Origin of the sequence: Dysgonomonas sp. 521 (assembly GCF_010501055.1) — a bacterium.
Taxonomy (GTDB): Bacteria; Bacteroidota; Bacteroidia; order Bacteroidales; family Dysgonomonadaceae; genus Dysgonomonas.
Map to the genome: position 1 here is coordinate 1 of NZ_QVMO01000081.1, position 18074 is coordinate 18074.

Below are 18074 nucleotides of genomic sequence, written 5' to 3' on the forward strand. Positions count from 1 at the left end.
AATTAGGCTGTTTTTTCAGAATAAAATCATCTTCATCCATGCGATTCTCGCGAAGTTAACGCGTTTTTGGGTGGCGCATTGTCAAAGTCAGGAAAATAGTTTCCTTTCTCTGTACCATTGCTTACCGACAAGTTGTAAGACTGGGCAAAGCCGGTGCGGGTAACTTCGTCGAACCAGTCGGTATTGGCAGTGCGCAGGGTTTTAGAAGCATCAAGGTATTCAGGGAAATAGATATTTTCAAGTACACGGTTTCCCTGTGAGCCAACAGCATCTTTATATACTATGCCCAGACCATTTGCATTCGGGTCTTGTCCCGAATTTACGGCGGCCTGCCACCATGCCTGAGCATATTCTTTCGAGTTGAGAACATCTATTTTATTATTATAGGCAGCAGCAGATACATAGGCGTCAAAGTTTACTTTTACAGAGCCTTTTTTACCCTTTTTGGTTGTAACAATAATTACCCCATTTGCTGCACGCGAACCATAGATACTGGCAGCAGAAGCATCGCGAAGTACCTGAATGCTTTCTACATCGTTCGAGTTGAGTTCGTGCATTCCGGCAGTAGAAGGTACACCGTCGATAATATACAATGGGTCGTTGTTGTTTAGTGTTCCCATACCGCGTATGCGTATTGTCACTTTTCCGGCGGGGTTGCCATCCCCTGATATTTGCATACCTGCTACACGTCCCTGTAAGGCTTTCATGGCATTATTGTCAGGCGTAGACATCATATCTTTTACATCTACCACCGAAACGGCACCAGTCAAATCAGCCTTGCGTTCGGTACGATAGCCAACAGTTACAATTTCATCAAGCATATGGGAGTCTTCCTGTAGGGAAACATCAATAGTAGTGCGTCCCTCTACAGGGATTTCCTGCGGTTTGAAACCCACATAAGAAAAGGTTAGGATGGCATCTTTGGGTACATTTAATGTATACTCCCCATCTACACCTGTCATGGTTCCATTTGTCGTGTTTTTTACAGTAACACTCACACCCGGCAATGTTTCGTTATCGGTTGCCGATTTTACAATTCCTGTTACTTCTATATTCTGGGCATACGAAAAAGCGCAGACACACAGTAAGAGTAACGTTAGATAAAGTTGTTTGATTTTCATTTTTCAGCAAGTATTAAATTGTTTTAGTTTGTTTTTTTACAATTGGTATCAGATATCAAAACCTTGATATGGTTCACTTCTTATATTCATAATTTTTCAATTGGTATTAGTACAATTCTATGGGTACAAAGAAATAGGATTGATAGACCTTTTTATGTAAAATTTGTTTCTTTGTCTTGTAATTTTGTTACAAAATAAAAATGGGTGTTGTGTTTAATTTGCTTATTTGTAGTGATTTATGTGAGTTGTTGTCTTGGAGGCTATTCGGAAATTTCAAAAAAAGCTATTAGCCTTTCCTCTCCTTTTTGTAAGTGGTTGGGGTAGACAGAGCCAGCTTGTGGAAACAATAAAAAAAGGGGTCAATTATGCGTACAATCACCTATTACTTGCGTCTGCTCAAAAATAACGGCGGGGCAGGTACTGGACAGCCTGTGCGTCTGGTTAAAGTTGTATGTAAATCTGTATGTATATTCAAAATAAAACCCACTAATGTGTTGACTATTAGTGGGTTTGTGTTCAAGTAAGTTGTCTCACAAGGATTCGAACCTTGACAGGCAGAACCAAAATCTGCAGTGCTACCATTACACCATGAGACAATCCTATTGCTTAAAAGCAGTGCAAAAGTATAAGAATTTTATTAATATACAAAGTTTTTCCATATCTTTTTCTTGTCTTTGTTGGAAAATAGCGCGTCTATAAACGAATTTAAGCAGTCTAATGGTTTCAATACCAAAGAAAAAGAGGCTATGCGTATGCATAACCTCTTTTGTGAAATATTGGGAATAATTTATCTTCCTTGTTCCAGTTTCAGCGTGATAGTAGGCTGGTCACAAACTTCTGTTGGCCCGAAGAACTGGATTGGACCCGGATATACAAATTCAGTTCCAACAGCCCATGACTCACGGTTAGCTACAAGATATTGAAATGGAGCACCGTCAAGCTTCACTAAAGCTTTTTGTATAACAGGTTTCATTTCCCCGTGGCGACGTTCCATATTCATCATCATAGTAACAGGTACCCCACCGGCAATCCATTCGCTGGCAGGAGCCGTAGTGTTACGTACCGACGACATATAGCCGGTCTTACCTGCAGCGATAAGCGCAGCAGCTGTATAGCCTAACGAATAACAATAGTCCGAATCGTAGTTAGAAGGAGTCGCACAACGTCCTTCGTATCCGAAGAAGTGTTCCTGTGCAGCAAATTTACCCTTATATTTTCCGGCTGCTTTCATCTCAGCTAGCTTATTGCCGACCATTTCAGCCAATAGCTTTTCTGTTTCGATAAGAGAAACCTGTACATTTCCATGAGGGTCGCGGTCGAGAGTTAACTGGCGGGCAACTCCGGATGGCAGGCTTGCAAATATTTTTGCATTATCTGTAGACAGATTCTTCTGAATATATGCTAATTGGTCTTCTTTAGGTACCGCGTTGAATTCACGTTGGTGATGTGCCAGGAAGTCATTTAGTTCAGCGATGAGGCCTTTCATTGCAGGAATGAATTCGATAAGCCCTTCCGGTATAAGTACTGTTCCAAAATTGTTTCCGTTTTCAGCACGTCTTGCTACAACATTAGCTATATTAGTAACAATATCATCCAGTGATAATTTCTTTTCTTCTACTTCTTCAGAGATGATGCATACATTTGGCTGAACCTGAAGCGCGCATTCCAGAGCAATATGGGAAGCAGAACGTCCCATTAATTTGATGAAGTGCCAGTATTTACGCGCAGAGTTACAGTCGCGTTGTATATTCCCTATAACTTCGGCATATACTTTACATGCAGTATCGAAGCCAAAAGAAGTTTCAATCATTTCGTTTTTCAGGTCACCGTCAATTGTTTTAGGACAACCGATTACCTGAACTCCGGCATTGATAGACTTATAATATTCAGCCAATACACATGCATTGGTGTTGGAATCATCGCCTCCGATAATAACGAGCGCTTTAATATCCAGTTTCTTTAATATTTCGAGTCCTTTGTCGAATTGCTCTTTTGTTTCAAGTTTTGTACGGCCCGAACCTATGATGTCGAAACCTCCGGTATTGCGGTATTCGTCAATGATGTCTGCTGTAAGTTCCTGGTAGTCGTGATCTACCAATCCTCCGGGTCCCATTAGGAATCCGAAAAGACGGCTACTTACATTCATATTTTTAATACCATCAAAGATACCGGCGATAACATTGTGCCCTCCGGGAGCCTGTCCTCCTGAAAGTATAACGCCTACGTTGATGGCAGGTAAATTTGATTGATCTGAAGTTTCCACAAATTTGATTGTTGGCATCCCGTATGTGTGAGGGAATAGCTTTTTTACTTCTTCCTGATCTGCCACGGATTGAGTTGCAGCACCTTCCTCAACTTTTACAGAACCGTACAATGCTTTCGGCATCTTAGGTTTGTAAGCAGCTCTTGCAATTTGTAATGCGCTTTTTTTCATTTGTTTTTATTGATTTATATATAGTTTAAAATTCCCATTTTAAGGCTCGCAAATTTCGTTATTTTTTTTGATATATGAAAGAGATAATTGGTTCTTGGATATGATTTAGTATTGTATCTTTTATATTTTTTGCTAATTCTAAATTTTTGGCACTTTTTCATATCCTTTTATTACTCTTTTTCTCAAAAAAACGATTCATTCAATCCAATAATTCTAAACAGTTATCGGGTTCTTTCATTTTGATAGTATAATTGTTTATTTATTTATTATTCGTGTGTGGTGTAGGCGTATTTAACTATATTTAACTATAAATATGTGACGTTTTGATATTTATTTAGTCTTATATAATAAAAAGAGTATTATCTTTGTATAACTAAATAAATATAGCCATGAACTCAAAAAAATTATTTTCATTATTTGCTGTTTTATTCTTGTCATTAAGTATTTATGCTAATGATCCGGAAACTGTTATGTTTAGTAATGTTGAAACTACAGAAACTGGTTGCGTGAAAGAATTCTTATTGTGCGATAAGGATACGAATGCTCCTTTGACTAAGACGGTTTATCGTTACGATGCAACTGGACGTATGCAGGAAAAAGCTACATACGAATGGACTGGTACTAAAGGATGGATAGGTATACAGAAATATGAATACAGTTATAATGCAGATAACCAGCCAATACCATCAATATCAAAATGGAACAATAAAACTAACGACTGGGCTAAATAATTAATACAAGTCTGTTTAAAACTTACGGTATAACATTTTAGTTTCTGATAACATTATTAAAATAAGGAAAATCCTGTATTTGACGGTAAATACAGGATTTTTATATATATCAGTGCGATGGCTATTTCTTTGTTGTGATCTTTATAACACCGTTTTTACCTTTTTCTCCATACAGATTGGTAGCTGTCTCGTCTTTGAGTACATCAATCGACTCTATCATATCCGGGTTTAATTGTTTCATCTTCTCTGCCGGTTCTATCTTGCCATCTATTATCAGTAATGCATCTTTATATACATCGACGGATTGTACAGGTTTCGTATTTATCAGACCGGAAGGTAAAGGGGAGAAATCATTTCCCTTTTTTGTTGATATGAGTATAAGTCCGTTTTCGGCTTCTTTCCCGTATGGCTCTATATCTTTTTTATTCTTAATTATAGTCATACTTTCTATGTTATCAGTCTCCAGGTCTTCAATGGCCAATTGGGATTTTACGCCATCAATCAAGAGAAGAGGTTTACCTTCTTTTGGCTCTATGTTTATTTTATCTCCAATTCCATTATCTGTACTGTTTTTTATTCCATAAATATAGATCTGGGATTTATCATTTACAGAATCCGCCGTTTCCGATAGAACCGGTTGTTCCATTGCCAAAACATAGCGGGGAACAGCAGAAGCCCAGATAAACAGTCCAAAAACCGGAATTATAATTAATACACAGATTCTTTTCCATGGAGAGCTTTTCGTTTTTTTCAGCATGCTAAGCCTATTCATTGGCTTGGTATGGTTAAACGAATTGGAAAAAGAAAAGACTGGTCCCTGAAAACGCTGGTTAATCAGAACGGCCTGATATAAAGCAGGGGAAACACCTGAATCAATCACAGCCTTATCTGCCAGAAATTCATGGTTTTCCTTCAATAAATGTACATATAACCAAGCCAATGGGTTGAACCACTGTATCAACAGGATGCATTCGCTACATAGCAGGTCTAACCAATGTTTTTGTTTTATATGTGTAACCTCGTGTTTCAGGATGAGATCTTTTTCTATATCACTCAGTTTTTTAGAATTCAGAAGAATATAGTTTAATACTGTAAAAGGCGAATTTACTTTTTCACTTTCTATTACCTTAATCTTATCTTCATCCGACCTCAACCCATTTCTCACAAGATTGATCAGTTTAGTATATGACAACAGGTTACGAATCATCAATATAAAGATTCCTGCACAATAAAGACCGAATAATATACTCCATATACTAACGGCGGAAGCAGTTGCTGTTTCACTCGCCGGCATCGGCAACGTATTCCCGGCCAGTGAGGCTGATGGTAATACTATTTCGTAAGAGTACTTTATCGCAGGAATTATAAAAGAAAGAATAAATCCGCTTATCAGAAATAAACGGTTGAACCTATAAAAAGTGGTCGAACGGAGAAATAGAATATATATGATAAGGAATACACTCAGGCATACTCCATATTTAGCAAGGTATATAATAAAGGTTTCCATATTCATTCCGCTTTTTTATTATCCTTTTCCAGTGCCTGACGCGTTTCTTCGAGTAATGTATCCATTTCTTCCACACTCAGGTTTGTTTCCTTCGCGAAGAAAGAAAACATAGATGAGAAAGAACCATTGAAATAATCCTTGACAAAGCCAAAGAGCTGCTTTTTGGAATAATCATCTTTAGCAATAAGTGCTTTGTAAACATTTACCCGCCCTTCGGTGCGATGAACAACAAAGTTTTTATTTTCAAGGATGCTCAGTATGGTAGCGATGGTGGTACGAGCCGGCTTTGTGTCTGTAAAACCTTTCAGAATATCCTGTACTGTACCTTCCTCCATTGTCCAGAGGATCTGCATTATTTGTTCTTCTGCTTTGGTTAGTTGCATGGCAATATATTATTTATAAGAACAAATATATGTCTATTTTTTTAGACGTATGCCTTATTATTGTTAAAATATGTCACAAAAAAGAGTTACCGGTTATCGGTAACTCTTTTTCAACTATATGAGGTTTGCTATTATTCAGCTTTACCAGCGCTACCCAAAACTGCTTCAATCTTATGTTTGTAGAGTTTTTTCATGTTTTCGCGGGCAGGTCCAAGATATTTACGAGGGTCGAACTCTGCCGGTTTAGTAGCAAATACTTCACGAACAGCAGCAGTCATAGCAAGACGGCTGTCAGAGTCGATATTGATTTTACATACTGCCGATTTCGCTGCTTTGCGAAGTTGCTCTTCAGGGATACCGATCGCATCTTTCAATGCACCACCGTATTTGTTGATTGTAGCTACTTCTTCCTGAGGTACAGAAGATGCACCGTGAAGAACGATAGGGAATCCAGGAAGTTCTTTTTCTACTGCTTCAAGGATATCGAAACGCAATGGAGGCGGAACCAAGTGTCCATTCTCATCGCGTGTACACTGATCAGGAGTAAATTTGTTAGCTCCGTGAGAAGTACCGATAGAGATAGCCAGTGAGTCGCAACCTGTGCGTGTAGCAAAGTCTACAACTTCTTCCGGTTGTGTATATGTATGATGTTCTGCAGATACTTCATCTTCTACACCAGCCAATACGCCAAGTTCGCCTTCTACTGTTACGTCAAATTGGTGAGCATATTCTACTACCTTTTTAGTTAAAGCGATATTTTCTTCGTATGGAAGGTGAGATCCGTCGATCATAACAGAAGAGAATCCTGAATCGATACAGTCTTTACAAGTTTCGAATGTATCACCGTGGTCTAAGTGAAGCACGATTTGTGGTTTTTCCCAACCTAAACTTTTTGCATATTCAACAGCTCCCTGTAGCATATAACGCAACAGGATAGGGTTTGCATACTGACGTGCTCCCTTAGATGCCTGAACGATTACCGGAGATTTTGTTTCGGCAGCAGCCTGAACGATTGCTTGTAGTTGCTCCATGTTGTTGACATTGAAAGCAGGAATAGCATATCCGCCTTTTACTGCTTTTGCAAACATCTCTTTTGTGTTTACTAATCCTAAGTCTTTGTAACTTACCATTGTTGTTATTTTAATAATAATTATATAAAGTGAATATTAATTGATATTTTGCACCATTTTGTCATCTTGACTATTCAAATATGACTATTTTGTGTAACCACTCATTGATTTCTATGCAAAAATAACAAAAATTCGTGATAAAAGGTTTCAAAATAGTTTAAAATAACTTATTGAATATCATTTCCATAAAGGTGTAGGATATTCTCCCTTGTCTATCAGGTTTTGTATCTTCTGAACTACTCCGTCCCTGTCATCTGCGTATGTTACCCCAAACCATTTCGAAGGGGTGTCTAATACCTTTACATCGGCCGTTTTATTTAATATAAGGTGGTCTACCATCAACGGGATAAAGTATTCGGCTTTGTGGTTTCCTTCGTTCATTTCGAGGAATTTTACAAAATACTTTTCAGAATGCTCGAAATAATCGGGTGTGAAACCCCACATATTCATCGATACAGGGGTGTTTTCGGCCAGTTCGAACCAATAGTTTTCGGCATCTTTATATTGTATTACGCCGTCTTTACGTTCGATGTGGGTGCGTTCTACAATACTTGTCAGGAAATGGTTATCATCTGTTTCGCAGATACCTCTGGCTACTGCGCCGCTCTCCGACAACGTATTGTATATACGGTAGCCAACCATGCAATAATGGTTTTCTTTACCTTCCATCGATACAAGTTGCTTGGCTAGGATTTCGTAGCTTTCACGTCCATAGAAATCGTCGGCGTTGATTACTGCAAACGGCTCATGTATCACATCTTTGGCCATCATCACAGCATGGTTTGTGCCCCACGGCTTTTGCCTGTCGGGATGTAATGTAAATCCTTCAGGCAGGTTGTCCAGTTCCTGATACACCACTTCTACGGGGATATGCTTTTCGTATTTAGATATTATTTTTTCGCGAAATTCTTTGTCAAAAGATTTTCTGATAACAAATACAATTTTTCCGAATCCTGCTCTCAGGGCATCGAAAACTGAATAGTCCATAATTGTTTCACCGTTCGGACCGAGTCCGTCCAGTTGTTTCAATCCGCCATAACGGCTTCCCATACCGGCGGCAAGTACATACAAGGTTGGTTTCATTAATAGATTATTTTTAGATTAATTATATCAGTGCAAAGATAACTCAAAACTGTTAACAGAAAACAATTAACAGTTAACAAATAGTAGTTATTTATGCGAATCAAGGGTTAAATGTGCTGTTTTTTGTCCCTTTAGGGACTGAATGTTGGTAGAAAGAAGCTTTAATCGGTTAATTGCGTGCCGTCAGGTACGCAATATCTACAGAACAATTCACATTTTGTATCTGACGACACAAAAAAACGAATTTCATTCATGTTTCTACCAATATGATGTGCCTAACGGCACATTTAACCCTTGATTCGCATTATTTAAATATTTTATTCTGCAAAATGCTAAGAGCCTGTTTAAATTTTAGCGAAAATTTTTATTATAGGCTCTTGTAATTCATTCTTAGCAACTTTTTTATGCTCTTTCTTAGCGTCTTTTCCCCTTTTTACTCTTGGTTTAGCCCGCTAAACCTGCTAGTAAAAATGATAAAATCCATCTAAAAATAGCTATAAAAAAGATTTGCTATAAAATTTAAACAGGCTCTAAAAACATGGAGTAACTTTTTAGTTAACAGTCAACAGTCAGCAGAGAGACATTGTTTATGGGAGCCACCCAGAATTTACAACTGTCCGGTATCAACCGTTTATTTTAAAAAAGTGACAAAAGTGACTCTTGTTTCCCTGTTTTCTTCTGTTACCTTTTTCTTCCTCGAAACATCTCTAAAAATTGAAACGAATAAAATTTAAACAGGCTCTAAATAAAAGAACGCTATATATAAGATAAATATTCTAGAAAAAGATATTGATAAATTGGACGAAAGAATTAAACAGTTTTTAAAAGAACAGCATTAACAGCAATTGTGTAAATACAATCCGTGCAAACATCGATACCGGATATACCGTGGCATAAGCTACGGAGGGCTCGTCACCGTCAATTGTCGAGTTTACATAATTCAGAGCCATAGGGTTCGCCATGCTACCACACAGCATCCCTACATTCTTCGCAAAGTCGATTTTATACACTTTCATCGCGATAAGGGCAACGATAAGCACAGGCAGTACAGTAAGTACGAATCCGAATCCGATCCAGACCAAACCTTCTGTCTGAAACACCGTTTCGAAAAAATGTTCGCCTGCGCCGATACCCAGGCACGCCAGATAAACGGTAAGGCCAAATTGTCGCATCAGCAGGTTGGCGCTCTGCGTAGTATAAGTGGTGATGTGGAAACGGGGGCCAAACGCGCCCATCAGTATTCCCACGATGATAGGGCCTCCGGCTATCCCGAGTTTTACAGGTAAGTCCATACCGGGGAAGGGTAGGGGTAAGGCTCCCAGTATCAGCCCTAAAGCGATGCCTAAGAAGATAGCGATAAGGTTTGGTTTATCGAGCCGCTTTTCTTCGTCTCCCAGTATTTTCGCTACATTGTCTATCGATGCTTTTTCTCCCACTACCGTGAGTTTATCACCCATTTGCAGCATCAGGACGGGCGACGCGAGCAGGTCTATACCGGCGCGGTTGATACGGGTAATATTTATACCATAGTTATTGCGGAGTTTGAGGCTGCCCAGCTTTTCCCCGTTTATTTTACTGTTTGTAATAATGATCCTGCGCGATACGAGCTGGCTATTGTCTATATGGTTCCAGTCTATATCTTCCTTGTTCCAGTCTACATTCTCCTGTTCGCCGAAAAGAATCTTTATGTGCTCTACATCGCTTTTCTTTGATATGATAAGCAGATGGTCGTTTTGCCTCAATATACTTTCCGATGTGGGTATGGATACTATCCCGTCGTGCCAGATACGTGAAATGACAAAATGCCTGGATGTCAGTTTCATTATATCCAGAATCGTTTTGCCTTCCACTGCAGGATTTGTGATATGGAATTCGCCTACGTGCATTTCACTGTCTTTCTTCTCCGATAATTTAGATATCTCTTCCTTTGGTACAAAGAATTTACGAAGGAATATAATGGCTAATATAACCCCGACAACTCCCAGAGGATAAGCCACTGCCGTAGCCAAAGCCATATCGGCAATTACCCTTGAGTCTCCGCTTATTTGCTTCAGAGCCTGCTGGGCGGCACCCAACGCAGGTGTGTTGGTGGTAGCGCCACACAGTATACCTACCATATTAGGCAGCGATATGTTACTTGCATAACTGAATATAACCGTGAGCAGAAGCCCCAGAAATACGACAGTCAGCGCCAGCATATTCAGACGTATGCCTCCGGCTCTCAGTGATGAGAAGAATCCCGGCCCGACCTGTAACCCGAGGGCATACACAAAGAGAATAAGCCCGAAGTTCTGGGCAAAATTCAGCATATCCTGATTCAGGTCAAAATTGAAATGACCAATGACGATACCAACAAAGAATACAAATGTGATACCAAGGGAGATATTTAAAATTTTCAGTTTTCCTAGCTGTAGGCCAACAGCCGAAACGATAGATATAATTATAATAGACAGAACCGAAGGTGATTCAACAATGGTTTCAATAAACCAATCCATATTATTTCATTGCTTAAAATCGGACAGCAAAGGTAAGACAATTAACCCGAATGAGCCAATATGTAATGTGAAAATTGATGAATGATTGTTTATTCTGATTCTATTTGTAGAATATAGGATGCGCCTCTTAAACAAAAAAACTGTTTTAAAAAAAATATTGCGTTATCAGCTTCTAAAATACATTATTTCTTAAGCGTAAAGGAAAATTCCAAGCCTCCACCCGCATGTCTTTTTACCTGAATCTCACCCTTGTGAAACAGAACGGCGTTTTTTACAATAGACAGTCCTAGCCCGGAGCCGCCCGTGTCGCGTGTGCGCCCTTCGTTTACCCTGTAGAAACGTTCGAATAACCGTGGGAGATATTGTTCGTCAACTCCTTTTCCTGTATCGAAATACGAGAAGTAAAGGTAATCCCAGTCTTCCATATAATTGCTTATACCCACCAGTATGTGCTGCCCGCCATAGCTGATCGAGTTATCCATCAGGTTGCGGAATATGGAATATAACAGAGTATAGTTGCCGTCTATCGTAATATTATCTTTGATAGCTATGTTCAGCTGTATATCATTTTCCTTTAGCTTATCTGTCAGGTCTATCCTTACATCGTTGATAAGCTGTGACAGGTTGATCTTTTCCATAGCAAACTGAGTTGACGCCTCTTCCATCTTGCTGATAAGGCTGATGTCTTCTATCAGGTTCGACAGGCGGATTGTCTGCTGGTACGCCCTGTCTATAAACTGGGTTTGCTTGTCAGAAGGAAGCGTTTGGGTATTCAACGTCTCCAGATAGCCTCTCAGGCTGGTTACGGGGGTTCTCAGTTCATGGGCTATATTGTTGGTCATCTCCTGTTTTAGCAGGCGGGTCTTTTCTGTTTTTGTTATATCCTTTATTGTGATTTCGAAACTGTCATCTTCGAAAACGATTGTCTGTATAGAAAATGCCTTACCACTTTTCTTTATCTGGTATGTATGGTAAGTTTCGTCTTTTTTCCTGTTGTGTATAAATTCTATTGCCGGGATAAAGACTTCCTCCCTGATGATGGCCTCGAGGTCAAAAGCTGGCAGGTCGACAATAAAATTGAAATACTGGAAAAAATTCGTATTGGCATATATCTTCTTTATGTCGCGGTCGAATATACAGATACCTTCCTGGGAATAGTGGAAATGTTGTATAAGTTTTTCTCTCTCAACTTCAATTTCCCGCTTACTCCGCTCTTTTTGCTTTAGTAGCGAAACAAGTTGGTTCCCTATTTCTCCCAGTTCATCTTCGGGGAATGCTATCTTTTCGGTCAGAGGCTTATCTTCTTTAATTTTTATCGCCAGGTTTTTAAGCTGCGAGATTGATTTGCCAAACCTTCCAGCAATATAGTTTACAAATATAATGACGATAACAAACAGCCCCAATACAATGTAAATGAACATATTGTCTGCTTTCAGCATGCTTTGGGTTTGTATGTTGTAAGGCAAAGCTACCCGTACATAATAGTCTTTGTAATGTTTTGCATAATACATATATTCATGATGAGTGGAAGCCGACATACGTATGTTTGTACCGTTTCCCTGATAAGAAGCGTTCCTGATTTCCGGACGATCCAGATGGTTCTCCAGTGTGCTGATGTCTGTCACGTCTTTATCGTATGCAACCCTTCCGCTTTCATCGATAATTGTGATACGGATATCCATCGGCATGGCCTTAGCTAAAGTGCCTATATCGGTTATGTTGCTGTCGGTCAATTGGTATTCCTCCATATACATGTGTATCATGTCAGCGTAATTGTCGAGCCGTTCGGTCAGAGCCTGCGTGCGTTGCTTTTTTTCTTCTTTTTGTTCAACAATAACGATACACACGGCAAACAGCGCAAATATGATGAAGAAGTAGAAGAATATCCGTTGTTTATAACTCAGCTTCATAATTTTTCAAATTACTGATTAATTCGTTTTCATATTGAATGTATATCCGTATCCTGTACGGTTGATAATATAATCGCCGTATATCCCGATTTTTTTCCTGAGGCGGGCGATGTGTACGTCTACTGTCCTTTCCAGAACAATGCCGTCGTCTTTCCATGCTTTGTCGAGAATATCGGAGCGGGAAAATATGCGTCCTGCATTCTGTACCAGAAGAACCAATATGTTGAACTCAGTCTTTGTGAGGTCTACTGTTTTGTTTTCCACCCACACGGTCTTTGTATCGAAGTCGATAACTAAATCATTAATATTGAGCATATTTTTCGGTGCGGCCTCAGCTTGCCCTCCGGCTCTTTTCAGCACGCTTCTTACACGTGCAACAACTTCTTTTATCGAAAACGGCTTGGATATATAATCGTCGCCACCAATAGAGAAGCCTGTAAGCATGTCATTTTCGGTATCCTTGGCAGTGAGGAATATGATCGGTGTGTTGTTTCCTTCTTTTCGTAATTGGTCTGCAAACTTAAATCCGGATATACCGCCCATCATAACGTCTAACAGGATTAACCTGTGCCTTGGGCTCAATATTTTTGCCGCCTGCTCCGCGGATTCTGCCATATCTATATTGTATCCTTCGTTTTGCAGGTTAAACTGGAGGATTTCCCGGATATCGGGTTCGTCATCCACAATCAGTATATCTATGTCTTTATTGCTTGTTTCCATGTCTGATATCTTTTCCGTCTGTTAAATAAATCGCCGATTCGGCTATATTGGTAGCACTGTCGCCAATACGCTCAAGGTTGTAAGAAATGGCATTTATATTAATGATGCTTTGCACTTCCTTCTTACTCAATGGCCTGTTAGTGAAAACTTCTTGCAAAGATGAGGATATTTGATGAAATAATTCGTCAACTTTGTCATCTTCTTCTATTACTTTATATGCCATGTGGCTGTCCTCATTTGAGAATGAGAAAACCGCGTTACGTAACATCTCGCTCGCGTATCCCGCCATTTTGAGGATTTTCTTGTTTACCGGTTCAAATTCGGGGAGGTTACGTTCAGTTTCCTTAAGGAAATGGATTATATTCAACAACATATCGCCTATGCGTTCGAGGTTTATGGTAACATCCTGATAACTGATTATCTTCCTTAGATCGGCAGCCATCGGGTTAAACCGGAAAATAGTGAACACCACTTCTTCCCGCACCTTTATTTCGAGCCTGTCCATAATGATTTCGTTGGATTCGGCTTCGCCGTACAATTCTCCGATTGTGTTATCCTGCATCAGTCTGGTCGTAATCTGCATTTGCAGCATAGCTGTTTTAGACAGATGTTCAAAGTCGTGAAGCAGAAGTTCCAATTGTTTGCTTTTTATATTTGAGGTCATGTTTTTGAGTTTTGAGTTATGGATTATGAATGAATTAACACATTAGCTGAATACCCCTGTCAGGTAATCCTCCGTGCGCTTATCCTTCGGTTTGGTAAACATTTGCTTTGTCGTGCCGTATTCTACAAGCTCGCCCAGATACATAAACATGGAATTGTCGGACAGGCGGGCTGCCTGCGACATATTATGCGTTACAATAACAATCGTATAATCTTTTTTCAATTCAAAGATCAGTTCTTCCACCCTGCTTGTCGATATGGGGTCGAGAGCCGATGTAGGCTCATCCATCAACAGCAGTTCGGGTTTCAATGCCAGTGCTCTGGCTATGCACAGCCGCTGCTGCTGGCCTCCCGAGAGGAATGTTCCTTTCTTTGTCATAGAGTCTTTCACTTCGTCCCATAGGGCGACACTACGCAGGCTGTTTTCCACTATTTCGTCTTTTTCGGTCTTACCCAACCTGATGTTGTTCAATTTATATCCGGCAATCACATTCTCGTATATGCTCATTGTCGGGAACGGGTTCGGCCGCTGAAACACCATACCTGCAAGGCGGCGTACTTTCATCGGGTTCATGTTGAAGATGTTTTCTCCTTTGAGCAGTATCTCGCCTGTGGTCACTATATCCGGGTACAGTTCGTGCATACGGTTTATAGCCCTCAGCAGAGTACTTTTTCCACAGCCCGAAGGCCCCATGACAGCAGTCACTGTGTTCGGGTTGATAGTGGCATTTACCATATTCACGGCATTCTTTCCCGGTGTGTACGAAACCGAAACATCTTTCAGTTCCAGAATATGTTGTTCATTCAAATTTACTGTATTTTCCATTTTTTAGCGATACTTTTTGCAAAAATATTGATACCCAATACAAACAGCAGAAGCAATAAGGACGATGACCATACCAGATCTGCAAGGTTAGGGTCGTTGTAAAATTCCCAAATCAATAACGAAATGGCGCTAGTTGGGTTTGTTACATCCCAGTTGACGGTAGCCGCTCCCAAAGCTGTTACCAGTAGAGGTGCAGTTTCTCCCATTACACGCGATATGGCAAGCAATGAACCTGTAAACAAACCGCTGAAAGCAGAAGGCAGAAGAATCCGTAATACTACTGCCGAGTATGACCCGCCTAATGCCAGTCCGGCTTCTTTTAACGAAGTGGGCAGCATCTTGAGGCTCTCTTCGGTAGACCGTATAATCATAGGCAGCATCATTATAGCCAGCGCAACGCTACCGGCCAATGCCGAATAGCCGGACATAGGTATCACAACCCAGATGTATACGACTACACCAATTACGATGGAGGGGATTCCCTGTAGCAGGTCGCTGAGGTTCCTTACCAGATTCGCCAGCTTTTTCTTCGGGTTCTCGGCAAGGTAAACACCTGTCATTATACCGATGGGAATGGCTATTATTATAGCGAGAGCCAATATTAGCAGTGTGCCTGTTATACCATTGAGTATTCCGCCCGGAATAGGGCTGTCGCTTATGCGGGCAAGCATGGCTTCCATAGATGTGGGCGCTACCTCTGTGAAAAGGCTTAGATTGAACTGCTTGTACCCTTTCTTGATAAGCTCCCATAATATAAGGAACAGGGGGATCATGGTAAGGCCGGAAAGAGTGCATACTCCCCAAAAGAACAATCTGCTTTTAGCCAGCCTGTATTTTGATGTTGCACTGAATCCTTTTTTCATTTGTTTACCATTTTCATTATATACTTGGCTACAAAGTTGATGCAGGCCGTAATAAGGAATAATAACAGGCCGATAGCCATCAGTGAACTCAACTTGAGGCCGCTGGCTTCGCCAAACTGGTTGGCAATGACACTGGCCATCGAATTACCGGTATCAGATAGCGCCGCCGGAATATTTATCGTATTGCCTATCAGCATTGTTACAGCCATCGTTTCGCCTAACGCACGTCCGAAAGCCAGTACATAAGAGGCGAATATGCCGGAACCCGCTACGGGCAGGTTTACCGATGCGATAACTTCAAGATTTGTGGCTCCCAGGCTATATGCTCCTTCTTTCAGGTCGTTTGGTACCATCGCTATAAATTCGGCGCTAAGCGACGACGCATAAGGTATAATCATTATAGCCAGAACGATGGACGATAACAGTACTCCGAAACCCTGGTCGTTGACCCCCATATCTACAAGTATAGGGCGCAGGGAATAAAATCCCCACAACCCATATACTATGGAGGGTATGCCTGCAAGCAGGTCTACTACAGAGCTGACGATTGTCGATAATTTCTTGTTACGGAAATACTCCCCGTTGAACAGGGCAACCGATAAAGAAAATGGTATACAGAACAGAAGCGCCAGAATAGATGTGAGCATTGTTCCCACGATGAAGGGTAACGCCCCGTAGACATCGTTTCTCGAATCCCATTCTGTAGAGGAAATAAAGCCGAAGAATCCGAATTCTGAAAAGGCTCCGATACTTTTGCTTACCAATCCGTATATGATGCCTGCCGTAAGTAGGATAATCAGGCCCGACGCGATGAGTAATACGGCTTTAAATATTTTATCTTTGAGCCCCTCCCAACCTCCCCGGGGGGAGGCTTTAGTGGCTGTATATGTTGGTGTCTTTGCTTTCATTTTAAGCTTTTATCCGGTATGAAAGTCCCTTTGAGGAAACATCGTTCGCCGAAGCGAAGGTGAGGCTATTAGGGGGTTGGTGTTATTGCATTTCCTGCATACGTCATCGATGCTATAATTGCTTTTGTCTTTTCCACAGCGACAGGAGGCAGGGGTGCATAATGCGTTTTGGTGGCGATTTCCTGTCCGGCATCGCTGATAATAAAGCTGAACAGGTTTGCCAATGCTTGAGCCTGTGCTTCCGTCCTGTTGTTATAGTCCTGCTCTTTGTATGCTATAATCCATGTAAAAGTACTGATAGGATATGCTGTCGGATTTGGCGAGTTTGTGATTACTACGCGCGTATCGCCGGGTATATCCACACTTGCTGAGGCGGAAATACTCTTACTGCCGGCAGCGATAAAATTGCCGGAACTGTTTTGCAGCAAAGCGGAGGGCATGTTCAGTGCTAACGCGTATTCAGATCCGATGTATCCTATCGCGCCTTCTGTTTCGGCTATGATGCCTGCTACTCCCGGATTTCCTTTAGCCGCGATGCCTTCCGGGAATTTCAGTGACTTACCTTCGCCTATCCCGGTTTTCCATGCTTCGTCCACTTTCGACATATACTCAGAAAATACGGATGTAGTACCACTGCCATCGGAGCGATATACCGGTATGATTTTCTTATCGGGTAAGTTTAAATCCGGATTTAATTCTTTTAGCTTGGCGTCATTCCAATTTGTGATTTTCCCTCTGTATATATCGGATATGATTTCTGCTGTAAGCTTCAGGTCTTTTACATCTTTCAGGTTGTAGGACAGTACCACGCCGCCCAATGCTGTGGGTATGTGTACTATATCGGCGCCCATTTCCTGTAGTTCTTTATCGGATAAGAAAACGTCCGTTGCTCCGAAATCCACGGTTTTATCTTTCAGGCTGCGGATACCTCCGCCACTGCCTATGGCGCCGTAACTGACGTTACTGCCTGTTTTTGCATATTCTTTGAAAACGATATTGTAGAACGGCGCGGGGAATGTAGCTCCCGCGCCCGATAATGAGGCTTCTTTTTTACCGCACGAACTAAGCGCGACAACGAGTGCGATGACTGATAATAATAATGCTTTCTTCATTTCCTTCTTTGTTTTTAATTCTGGTGCAATATTATTTAGCTTTTGCAACAAACGGACTAAGGTTCTGTTACAAAACTGTTAAGAATGGTATGCTTTAGTTCCTATGTTTGTATTTGAATTACGGCGATAGCAAATATGCATAAGCCCACGAGTATTATTATATTTGAGTTTGATTATAATAACATAAT

15 protein-coding genes are annotated in these 18074 nt (G+C 40.7%); 1 reads left to right on the forward strand and 14 read right to left on the reverse strand.

Annotated elements, in window-relative coordinates; all coding sequences use genetic code 11:
• Nucleotides 1-32 precede the first annotated feature (32 nt).
• Both D0T84_RS17930 and D0T84_RS17935 read right to left on the reverse strand, forming a co-directional pair.
• Nucleotides 33-1121, reverse strand: coding sequence for a SusC/RagA family TonB-linked outer membrane protein (locus tag D0T84_RS17930; protein ID WP_163309233.1), 1089 nt, complete (start codon nt 1119-1121; stop codon nt 33-35).
• A 787-nt stretch (nt 1122-1908) separates the two neighbouring features.
• Entirely contained in the window at nt 1909-3555 is a 1647-nt protein-coding gene (locus tag D0T84_RS17935; RefSeq protein WP_163309234.1) for a diphosphate--fructose-6-phosphate 1-phosphotransferase, read from the reverse strand.
• Nucleotides 3556-3944: 389 nt separating this feature from the next.
• Here D0T84_RS17935 and D0T84_RS17940 point away from each other — a divergent pair, with 389 nt between their 5' ends.
• Entirely contained in the window at nt 3945-4286 is a 342-nt protein-coding gene (locus D0T84_RS17940; RefSeq protein ID WP_163309235.1) for a DUF3836 domain-containing protein, read from the forward strand.
• A 121-nt stretch (nt 4287-4407) separates the two neighbouring features.
• Here D0T84_RS17940 and D0T84_RS17945 read toward each other — a convergent pair whose 3' ends face one another.
• The 12 genes from D0T84_RS17945 to pstS form a co-directional block, all read right to left on the reverse strand.
• Nucleotides 4408-5793, reverse strand: a complete 1386-nt coding sequence (locus D0T84_RS17945; protein ID WP_163309236.1) for a M56 family metallopeptidase — start codon at nt 5791-5793, stop codon at nt 4408-4410.
• Between the two features lie 2 nt (nt 5794-5795).
• Nucleotides 5796-6176, reverse strand: a complete 381-nt coding sequence (locus D0T84_RS17950; protein WP_163309237.1) for a BlaI/MecI/CopY family transcriptional regulator — start codon at nt 6174-6176, stop codon at nt 5796-5798.
• 131 nt (nt 6177-6307) lie between these two features.
• The gene (locus tag D0T84_RS17955; protein ID WP_163309238.1) at nt 6308-7306 is read right to left on the reverse strand and encodes a class II fructose-bisphosphate aldolase; all 999 of its coding nucleotides are present in this window, start codon (nt 7304-7306) and stop codon (nt 6308-6310) included.
• 177 nt (nt 7307-7483) lie between these two features.
• On the reverse strand, nt 7484-8389 hold the full coding sequence (locus tag D0T84_RS17960) for a sugar phosphate nucleotidyltransferase (protein WP_163309239.1): 906 nt from the start codon (nt 8387-8389) through the stop codon (nt 7484-7486).
• An 821-nt stretch (nt 8390-9210) separates the two neighbouring features.
• The gene (locus D0T84_RS17965; RefSeq protein WP_163309240.1) at nt 9211-10884 is read right to left on the reverse strand and encodes a putative transporter; all 1674 of its coding nucleotides are present in this window, start codon (nt 10882-10884) and stop codon (nt 9211-9213) included.
• Nucleotides 10885-11066: 182 nt separating this feature from the next.
• The gene (locus tag D0T84_RS17970; RefSeq protein WP_163309241.1) at nt 11067-12794 is read right to left on the reverse strand and encodes a cell wall metabolism sensor histidine kinase WalK; all 1728 of its coding nucleotides are present in this window, start codon (nt 12792-12794) and stop codon (nt 11067-11069) included.
• Between the two features lie 18 nt (nt 12795-12812).
• Entirely contained in the window at nt 12813-13514 is a 702-nt protein-coding gene (locus tag D0T84_RS17975) for a response regulator transcription factor (protein ID WP_163309242.1), read from the reverse strand.
• Complete coding sequence (locus D0T84_RS17980) at nt 13498-14178, reverse strand: PhoU domain-containing protein (protein WP_163309243.1); 681 nt, start codon at nt 14176-14178, stop codon at nt 13498-13500. The genes D0T84_RS17975 and D0T84_RS17980 overlap by 17 nt, the downstream gene beginning before the upstream one ends.
• A gap of 42 nt (nt 14179-14220) precedes the next feature.
• Nucleotides 14221-15003 carry a phosphate ABC transporter ATP-binding protein PstB gene (gene pstB / locus D0T84_RS17985; RefSeq protein WP_163309244.1) on the reverse strand — a complete coding sequence of 261 codons (783 nt, stop codon included), beginning with the start codon at nt 15001-15003 and terminating at the stop codon, nt 14221-14223.
• Nucleotides 14988-15866, reverse strand: a complete 879-nt coding sequence (pstA, locus tag D0T84_RS17990) for a phosphate ABC transporter permease PstA (RefSeq protein WP_163309245.1) — start codon at nt 15864-15866, stop codon at nt 14988-14990. The genes pstB and pstA overlap by 16 nt, the downstream gene beginning before the upstream one ends.
• Nucleotides 15863-16774 (reverse strand): phosphate ABC transporter permease subunit PstC, encoded by a 912-nt coding sequence (gene pstC / locus D0T84_RS17995; protein WP_255495464.1) that lies wholly within the window; start codon nt 16772-16774, stop codon nt 15863-15865. Before pstC ends, pstA begins: the two co-directional genes overlap by 4 nt.
• A 68-nt stretch (nt 16775-16842) precedes the next feature.
• Nucleotides 16843-17886 (reverse strand): phosphate ABC transporter substrate-binding protein PstS, encoded by a 1044-nt coding sequence (pstS, locus tag D0T84_RS18000; RefSeq protein WP_163309246.1) that lies wholly within the window; start codon nt 17884-17886, stop codon nt 16843-16845.
• Nucleotides 17887-18074 lie beyond the last annotated feature (188 nt).

Coding starts and splice junctions, on each gene's coding strand:
- D0T84_RS17980 (WP_163309243.1), bottom strand. CDS start 14,178: ATGACCTCAAATATAAAAAGCAAACAATTGGAACTTCTGCTTCACGAC.
- D0T84_RS17945 (WP_163309236.1), bottom strand. CDS start 5,793: ATGGAAACCTTTATTATATACCTTGCTAAATATGGAGTATGCCTGAGT.
- D0T84_RS17965 (WP_163309240.1), bottom strand. CDS start 10,884: ATGGATTGGTTTATTGAAACCATTGTTGAATCACCTTCGGTTCTGTCT.
- D0T84_RS17950 (WP_163309237.1), bottom strand. CDS start 6,176: ATGCAACTAACCAAAGCAGAAGAACAAATAATGCAGATCCTCTGGACA.
- D0T84_RS17960 (WP_163309239.1), bottom strand. CDS start 8,389: ATGAAACCAACCTTGTATGTACTTGCCGCCGGTATGGGAAGCCGTTAT.
- D0T84_RS17970 (WP_163309241.1), bottom strand. CDS start 12,794: ATGAAGCTGAGTTATAAACAACGGATATTCTTCTACTTCTTCATCATA.
- D0T84_RS17955 (WP_163309238.1), bottom strand. CDS start 7,306: ATGGTAAGTTACAAAGACTTAGGATTAGTAAACACAAAAGAGATGTTT.
- D0T84_RS17975 (WP_163309242.1), bottom strand. CDS start 13,514: ATGGAAACAAGCAATAAAGACATAGATATACTGATTGTGGATGACGAA.
- pstA (WP_163309245.1), bottom strand. CDS start 15,866: ATGAAAAAAGGATTCAGTGCAACATCAAAATACAGGCTGGCTAAAAGC.
- D0T84_RS17935 (WP_163309234.1), bottom strand. CDS start 3,555: ATGAAAAAAAGCGCATTACAAATTGCAAGAGCTGCTTACAAACCTAAG.
- pstS (WP_163309246.1), bottom strand. CDS start 17,886: ATGAAGAAAGCATTATTATTATCAGTCATCGCACTCGTTGTCGCGCTT.
- D0T84_RS17930 (WP_163309233.1), bottom strand. CDS start 1,121: ATGAAAATCAAACAACTTTATCTAACGTTACTCTTACTGTGTGTCTGC.
- D0T84_RS17940 (WP_163309235.1), top strand. CDS start 3,945: ATGAACTCAAAAAAATTATTTTCATTATTTGCTGTTTTATTCTTGTCA.
- pstC (WP_255495464.1), bottom strand. CDS start 16,774: ATGAAAGCAAAGACACCAACATATACAGCCACTAAAGCCTCCCCCCGG.
- pstB (WP_163309244.1), bottom strand. CDS start 15,003: ATGGAAAATACAGTAAATTTGAATGAACAACATATTCTGGAACTGAAA.